The sequence below is a fragment of the Amycolatopsis sp. NPDC058278 genome, assembly GCF_042881395.1.
In the GTDB taxonomy this organism is placed as follows: Bacteria; Actinomycetota; Actinomycetes; order Mycobacteriales; family Pseudonocardiaceae; genus Amycolatopsis.
In genome coordinates this window covers 38,084-44,988 of the sequence record NZ_JBHVXZ010000083.1, presented here as the reverse complement: position 1 = coordinate 44,988, position 6,905 = coordinate 38,084, and the positions used below count along the sequence as shown (strand labels likewise).

4 protein-coding genes and 1 pseudogene are annotated in these 6,905 nt (G+C 71.6%); 1 reads left to right on the top strand and 4 read right to left on the bottom strand.

Annotated features, from left to right (window positions below):
- Positions 1–594: 594 nt before the first annotated feature.
- From ACFVYA_RS33720 to ACFVYA_RS33710, 3 genes and pseudogenes are all read right to left on the bottom strand, one after another.
- Positions 595–1,019: pseudogene (locus tag ACFVYA_RS33720) on the bottom strand (alcohol dehydrogenase catalytic domain-containing protein); the annotation flags it as partial.
- Positions 1,020–1,148: 129 nt separating this feature from the next.
- Positions 1,149–2,030 (bottom strand): helix-turn-helix transcriptional regulator, encoded by an 882-nt coding sequence (locus ACFVYA_RS33715; RefSeq protein ID WP_387050785.1) that lies wholly within the window; start codon positions 2,028–2,030, stop codon positions 1,149–1,151.
- A 108-nt stretch (positions 2,031–2,138) separates the two neighbouring features.
- Positions 2,139–4,856 (bottom strand): SpoIIE family protein phosphatase, encoded by a 2,718-nt coding sequence (locus tag ACFVYA_RS33710; RefSeq protein ID WP_387050783.1) that lies wholly within the window; start codon positions 4,854–4,856, stop codon positions 2,139–2,141.
- A 276-nt stretch (positions 4,857–5,132) separates the two neighbouring features.
- Between ACFVYA_RS33710 and ACFVYA_RS33705 the strand changes: the two genes are divergently transcribed.
- Entirely contained in the window at positions 5,133–5,378 is a 246-nt protein-coding gene (locus ACFVYA_RS33705; protein WP_387050781.1) for a hypothetical protein, read from the top strand.
- Positions 5,379–5,429: 51 nt separating this feature from the next.
- Here the strand turns inward: ACFVYA_RS33705 and ACFVYA_RS33700 are convergent, their stop codons facing one another.
- Positions 5,430–6,404, bottom strand: coding sequence for an acetylxylan esterase (locus tag ACFVYA_RS33700; protein WP_387050779.1), 975 nt, complete (start codon positions 6,402–6,404; stop codon positions 5,430–5,432).
- Between the last annotated feature and the right edge of the window lie 501 nt (positions 6,405–6,905).

Genomic DNA, 6,905 nt, shown 5'->3' with positions numbered 1-6,905 from the left:
ACGGCGACTTCGGCGAACACGGCGCCGTAGCCGTACATCGAGAACCGGTCGTGCTCCGGCGGGGCCCAGGACCCGATGGCTTCGAGGTGGTCGCGGTTGTTGCGGGCCAGCAGCTGCCGGTAGGTCTCCCCGCGCGTGGGGTCGTTCTTGAGGTGTAGCCGTCCTTTGCGGACGATGACGTCGTCGGGATCGACGCCGTGCAGAGGAGAACGCGGGTCGTTGACGGTGAGGGTGATCGCTTGGCGGCGAGTAGAGGACGCCGTCGGCCGGGTGGTCGGCGGCGTAGCGCGCGTGCCCGGTCACCTTGAGGCGTCCGTCCACCCGGGACTGCGGGGTGCCGACGGCGATGCGGGGCTGTGTCATCGGGTGCCTCCCACGACGCGCAGCTGGCGTTCGACCGTGCGCTTGAGCAGTTCGACCTTGAACCCGTTGTGCAGCGGCCGGGTGCCGTCCGCCGCTCGCTGCGCGGCCTCGGCCCACAGCGAGTCCGACGGCCGCTTGCCGAGCAGGTGCTGTTCGACGGCGGGAAGTTTCCACGGGACGGTGCCGCTGGTCGATGAACGCCTGCTGCAGCGGGTGCAACGGCCCGTCTTCGTGAGGCGCCAGCCCTTCGATGGTGGTCACCCGGTCCTTGATGGCGGTGACGCCGTCGTCGCCGCGTTCGGTGACGATGTCGGTCGCGCCGAACCGGGTGGCGAGCTTTTGCCGGGATTCGTGGCGGCTCATGGCGATGATGCGCTCGGCGCCGAGTCCTTGGCCGCGATGACGCCGCAGAGCCCGAACTGGCCGGGCTTGACCGACGTGACTTCGCTGCCGACCTCTTCGACGACGCCGACGTACTCGTGGCCCATCGGGTGCGGGTCGCCGATCGGTTCGACGCCGCGGTAGGGCCACAGGTCCGAGCCGCACACGCAGGTGACGACGGTGCGGATGATCGCGTCGGTCGGCTGCTGGATCTTCGGGTCGTCGAGCTGCTCGAAGCGTACGTCGCCGGGAGCGTGGATGACGGCTCCGCGCATGGTGGCTCCTTTGCGGTGGCGGTCGCGGGCCGGTCGGCTCGCGAATACCAGACAAGCGCCTTTTCGGGCGCGCAGCGAGTCACTGGCGAGGGGTGTACCGGCGGTACACCCCACCGTGGGGTGGTGGCGCTACTGACTGTCCACAGGGGAGTGCTCGGCTTCTCGCGTCGCCGCCCAGGAGGACAGCAACCGCAGCGCCTCATCCGACGGCGAGCCGGGTTCGGCGGTGTAGATGGTGAGGGTCAGCCCCGGCTCGGCGGCCAGCTCGAGGCCTTCGTAGGCGAGGGTGAGCGTGCCGACGACCGGGTGGTGGAAGGTCTTCGATCCGCTGCCGTGGTGGCGGACGTTGTGGGCGCCCCATCGCGTGCGGAATTCCTCGCTGCGGGTCGACAGTTCCCCGACCAGGTCGTGCAGCCCCTTGTCGTGCGGATTGCGGCCGGCTTCGATGTGCAGGATTTCGACGCAGACGTCGGCGAAGAAGCCCCAGTCCGGGTAGAACCGGCGGGAAGCGGGGTCGAGGAACTGGAACCGGGCGATGTTCGGCGGCTGCTGCGGGCTCGCGTAGACCTCGGAGTAGAACGCTCGTGCGAGCCGGTTCGCGGCCAGCAGGTCCATCCGTCCGTTGCGGACGAACGCGGGTCCGTCGGTCACCGCGTCGAGGACCCACTGCAGGCTGCGGCGTGGGGTCCACTGCTTGCTGTTCGGCCGGCGTCGCAGGATCGCGCTCGTGCCATCGGCGGTGCGGGCCAGCGCGAGCAGGTGGGCCCGCTCGGCATCATCGAGGTGCAGCGCCCGCGCGACCGCGTCGAGCACGGACGGCGAGACACCGGCGAGGTTCCCGCGTTCGAGCTTGGCGTAGTACTCGACGCTGACATCGGCCAGCATGGCGACCTCGCTGCGCCGCAGGCCCGGCACCCGCCGCTTGCTCCCCGCGGGAAGCCCGGCTTGCTCGGGGGTGATCTTGGCCCGCCGCGAGGAGAGGAACTCGCGGATTTCCTGGCGATTGTCCACTCCGTCACCCTAAGTCGGCTCAGCCGGGCGAAGGGTGCTCTGCCAGTACACCTTTCGGGAGAACCTCGCCGTCACGTCGGCTGCGGCCGCAACGCTGAGCCGATGCCTTCACGAAGCAGTTTCCACGGTCAGTGCTTCCGTTGCCGTGCCGGCCAAGCCGGCCAGTTCCAGGATCCGCAGCGGAGCGGAACCGGCGACCGCCCGAACCGTGAGCACCGCACCGCGCCGCCGGGTCAGCGCCGCGGTGTCCAGGAGCAGGGCGACGCCGCAACTGCTCAAGTACCGCAGCCCGGTGAGGTCCACGACCACCTCCCGGGATGCCGCGGCTCCGACGTGGTGCAGCACCGCCGGGCACACTTCGTCGATCGTCGCCAGGTCCAGGTCGCCGGTCACCTTCAGGATCAGCACGTCCGGGACCGTGTCGTGGACGGTCACGTTCGCCGAGGCCATGACCTCGGACACCGGCACGACGGCCTCGGGCGGGGTGCCCGGTTCGGCGCCCATCCGGAACCGGACCGTGGTGCCGAGGTCATCGTGGTCGATCGCGATCTCTTCGGACAACGCCGTGATGATGGCGATGCCGCGGCCGCGGTGGCTGTTTTCGGCCGGTTCGGGCCGCCACGTCCCGTCGTCGCGCACCTCGACGTCGAGACGGCCGTCCGCGGTCCGCGTCACCGAGTACGTGACCGCATTCGCCGAAGCGTGCTCGACGGAGTTCGCCACGGCTTCGCCGAGGGCGAGGCTCAGGTCCTGGTGCAGTTCGGCGGGCAGCCCGGTCTCCGCCGACCACCGCGCGGCGTCGGTGCGCAGCCGCTGCAGTGCCGTCGGTTCGGCGGTCGCGCGCCGGTGCAGCGGCGGTGGCAGCAGCCGGATGGCGAGCAGGGCGACGTCGTCTTCCTGCCCGTCGTCGAGCAGGGTCCCGGTGATCGCTGCGACCATCTGCTCCGGCGCCGCGGCGGCGAGCCCCGCCGCTGTCGCGCACAGGCGCTGCAGCCCCTCGTCGATCCGCTCGTCGCGCCGCTCGACCAGGCCGTCGGTGTAGAGCAGCACCGAAGTGCCCGGGCTGAGCGTCGTCGTCTGCTCCGCGTATCGCGACCGGTCCGGGCCGCCGAGCACGCTGCCGCCGCCGGGGAGCAACCGGGCGCCGGCGGCCTCGACGACGGTGGGTGGCGGGTGCCCGGCCACGGCCCAGCGCAGCTCGCCGGTCTCCCAGTCGAGCGTGAGACACGCGCAGGTCGTGCCGGGGGCTCCGTCGGTGCGCGCGGCGAACGCGTCCAGGCGTTCCAGGGCCGCCGCCGGGCCGTGCCCGTCGAGCAGGCTGCCGGCCAGCGCGCTGCGCAGCTGGCCCATCACCGCCGCTGCCTGCGGGCCCTTGCCCACGACGTCACCGACCGACAGGGCGACGGTGGTCTCCCCGACCGCGACCAGCTCGTACCAGTCTCCGCCCGTCTGCGCGTGGACCGCGGCGGGGAGGTAGCGCGCCGCGGCGGCCACCCGTGGCAGCGCCGGCAGCTCGCGGGGCAGCAGACTCCGCTGCAGGGTCTCGGCGATCTCGTGTTCCCGCCGCAGCAGCAGCTCCCGCTCCGCCTCGCGGCGGCGCCGCTCGGTGACGTCCCGGCCGATCGCCTGCATCCCGGACGGGGTGACCTGGATGCTCAGCTCCAAGGCCACCTGGGCACCGTCGGCCCGGCGGACGTGGTGCACTTCGCCGCTTTCCAGCGCCGTACCGGGCTCGGCGAGCAGCTGCCGCCACCGGCGGCTCCCGTCGTCATCGAGCAGGTCGGCGATCGGCGTGCCGATCAGCTGGTCGCGGTGGTAGCCGAGCAGGGCGCAGGCCGCGGGGTTGACCTCGGCGAACCGCAGGGCGCGGTCGAGGACCCAGATGGCGTCGGTGGCGCGTTCCACCAGCGACCGGTGGCGCTGCTCGCTGTCGCGCAGCGCCCGGCCGGTGTGCGTCCGCTGAATGGACTCCCAGCAGCGGGCGACGATGAGTTCGACGAGGTCGACTTCGGCGTCCGTCCAGGGCCGGACCGTGGCCTGGTGCACCGCCATGGCGGCGACGAACCGGCCGCCGCGCAGCAGCGGGACGCAGATGACGGCCCGGATCCCGGTCACCCGGTAGGCGTGCAGATCCGCCGGTTCGAGGCGCTCGTCGTGGAAGCAGTCACCGACGACCCACGACTCGCCGGCCCGCATGGCCCGCACGCAGCCGTCCCCGAACTCCGACATCGCGAAGCGCCCGGGCAGCGGCGGCAGGCCGGTGTGGTGATCGCCGCTCATCAGGAAGTGGTCCTGGTCCTCTTCCGCCTCGGCGTAGGCACAACGATCGGCGCCGAGGTGTTCCCCCAGACGGCGGGCGGCGTATTCCATGACCTGCTCGGCGTCGTCCAGTTCCTGCAGCCCGCGCTCGAACCCGGCGAGGAACCGCTGCCGTTCCGCCTCCGAGCGCCGCCCCGCGGCGTCCAGCCACACGCCGCGGACGACGCCGTCGGAGCCCACGCGCGCGTGCTCTTCGAGCCACACCACGCGCCCGTCGTCGGCCAGCGCGCGGTAGGCGATCTCGTAGTCGCCCTCCTGCCGCCAGGCTTTGCCGCGCGCCTGCCGGAAGTGGGCGAGGTCTTCGGGGTGCACGACCGACGGCGCGAACGCCGGATCACCCAGCCAGGTGGCAGGCGACCGTCCCAGCAGCGTCCGGGCACCGGCGGAGACGAACGAATAGGCACCGCTGCGGGCGTCGGCTTCCCAGACGGTGACCGGCAGACCGTCGAGGACATCGCGCTGACCCGGCTGCGCGGACGGCTGGTGGTGTTGCGTTTCCCTGCCCACGACGACTCCACGACCGTACAGCGATGAAGCGACCCCGACAGTGGCCGCGGGCACAGACGGTAACACCCACGGACCGGTATTGCAGGCTTCTCGAGCCGGAACCGTGTCGACAGGCACCGGCAGCCGCTCACCGGCCTCGGCGAGTGCTCTGCCGGCGTGGCGTCAGCGGCGGGTCCGCAGGTCCGGCGCGCAGGCCGTAACAACACGGACAGCGCTCGCGACTGAGCCGGTAACGCGGTGGAGTCGGATGCCGTGTTCGTTCGAAGGTGGTTGCCGATGGGCTCGTCCCCGTTCGTTCCGGCATTGACCAATCCCTTCGCTGCGCCTTTGGTCGTGGCCGCGCTCGGGATCCTGCTGGTGGCCTGGTCGCAGTCGTCTGCCGCCGGGATCGCCGGCACAGCGGTGATCTCGCTGGCCGGACTCGTGGCAGCGATGCTCCGACGTGCCGGGCAGCAGATCGACGCGATCCTGGGGGAAGAGCTGACCACGCCTCGTACCCGCCGACGCCGTTCCCGCGGCTGACTGCCTTCGATTTGCCGCGTCAGCTGCGCGTAGCCCGGCGGCCGGCCCCGGCTACAGGTAGGTGCGCAGGTGGCCCAACTGCCGCTCGAGGTGCGACCTGGCCACGTCGTGCCCGCCGAAGGGTGAGACGAGCAGTTCCTTCGGTGCGTTGATCTCGTGGAAGGCCGCGTACACGGTCGAGGGCGGGCAGATCTCGTCCATCAGGCCGACGCTCAGCAGGCATCGCGCCGTGATCCTGCGCGCCAGCAACGCGCAGTCGACGTACCTCAACGTGTCGAGCGCGGCCGGCACCAGGTCCACGTGCTGGGCCAGGAACCCGGCGATCTCGGTGTACGGCGGCTGGCCGGACAGCGTGATCGCGCGCTGGAAGTCGCAGAGGAACGGCACGTCGGCCTGGCAGATCTTGACGGCGTTGCCGCTCAGCGCGGCCGCCGCGAGGGCCAGCCCGCCACCTTGGCTGCCGCCCCGCACCGCGATCCGGCCGGCGGCCACGCCATCGAGCTCTCCGGCTACCTCGACCGCACGCACGGCGTCCGTGATCAGCCTGGTGACGTAGTACGTCCGCGGATCGGCGATGCCGCGGGTCATGACTCCCGGAGCTTCCGGGCCGCCCGAGTCCCCGCCGGGGTCTCCGGTGGCGCCGATCGTCCAGCGTCCGCCCTGGCCACGGACGTCCATCACGAGGACCGCGAACCCCGCCGCGGGCAATGCGGTGTGATCGATCGGCAGACCGCGGCCGCCGCCGTAGCCGACGAAGGTGACGACCGTGGGCAGTTCGAGGCCGGCCGAGGCGGGCGGGCGGAGGTACCACCCGCGGATCCGATCACCGCCGGCTCCGGAGAACTCGAGGTCGAAGGCGAGCAGCGGACCGTAGATCCCGGGTTCGTGCCGGGTGAGCCGGATCGGTTTCGCCAGTGCACGCGACTCGGCCAGCCGGGTCGCCCACCAGGTGTCCAATTCGGGCGGTTCGGGGGTGGTGATCCGATAATCCGCCAACTCGGCCGGAGACAGGTCGAACTGGGGCACTACGCCTCCCGGTTACCGAGGTACCGGCCGCAGATTAGCAATGCGGAAGCTTGACGCGCGGCTACGCGGCCGTCAGTGGCGGTGTCCGCCGACCGGGTGCCCCAACGTGATCACGGGCCGCTGGTGGGGTGGCCGGCGTCGGCTCGGCGGACGGGCGGGAGGGTGACCGTTGCCACCGGCTCGGTGGTCGTGGACACCTCCGGCGCCGGCCGGAAACGTGATCGCCCCGGGCACGAGGGCCTTGCGGAGCCGGGAACCGGTCCGCCGAGGCGTGGCCGGAACGTCCACGGTGGATGGGCGCGAGCCGAGGGTCCGCGCTCGGGCGCCCGTTTCCTTCAGCAGCTGCTCGACCGTGACTCTGTGACGGAGCAACGAGATCGAACGCGTTCGAGGGATTGCCGTCGAGCCGGGTGACGTCAGGCAATGTCGGCTGAGGACTGACGGGGGCGACGGTCCGCGGAGATCGCCACCGAATGTGTCATTGGGGGCGGAATTGCTGTT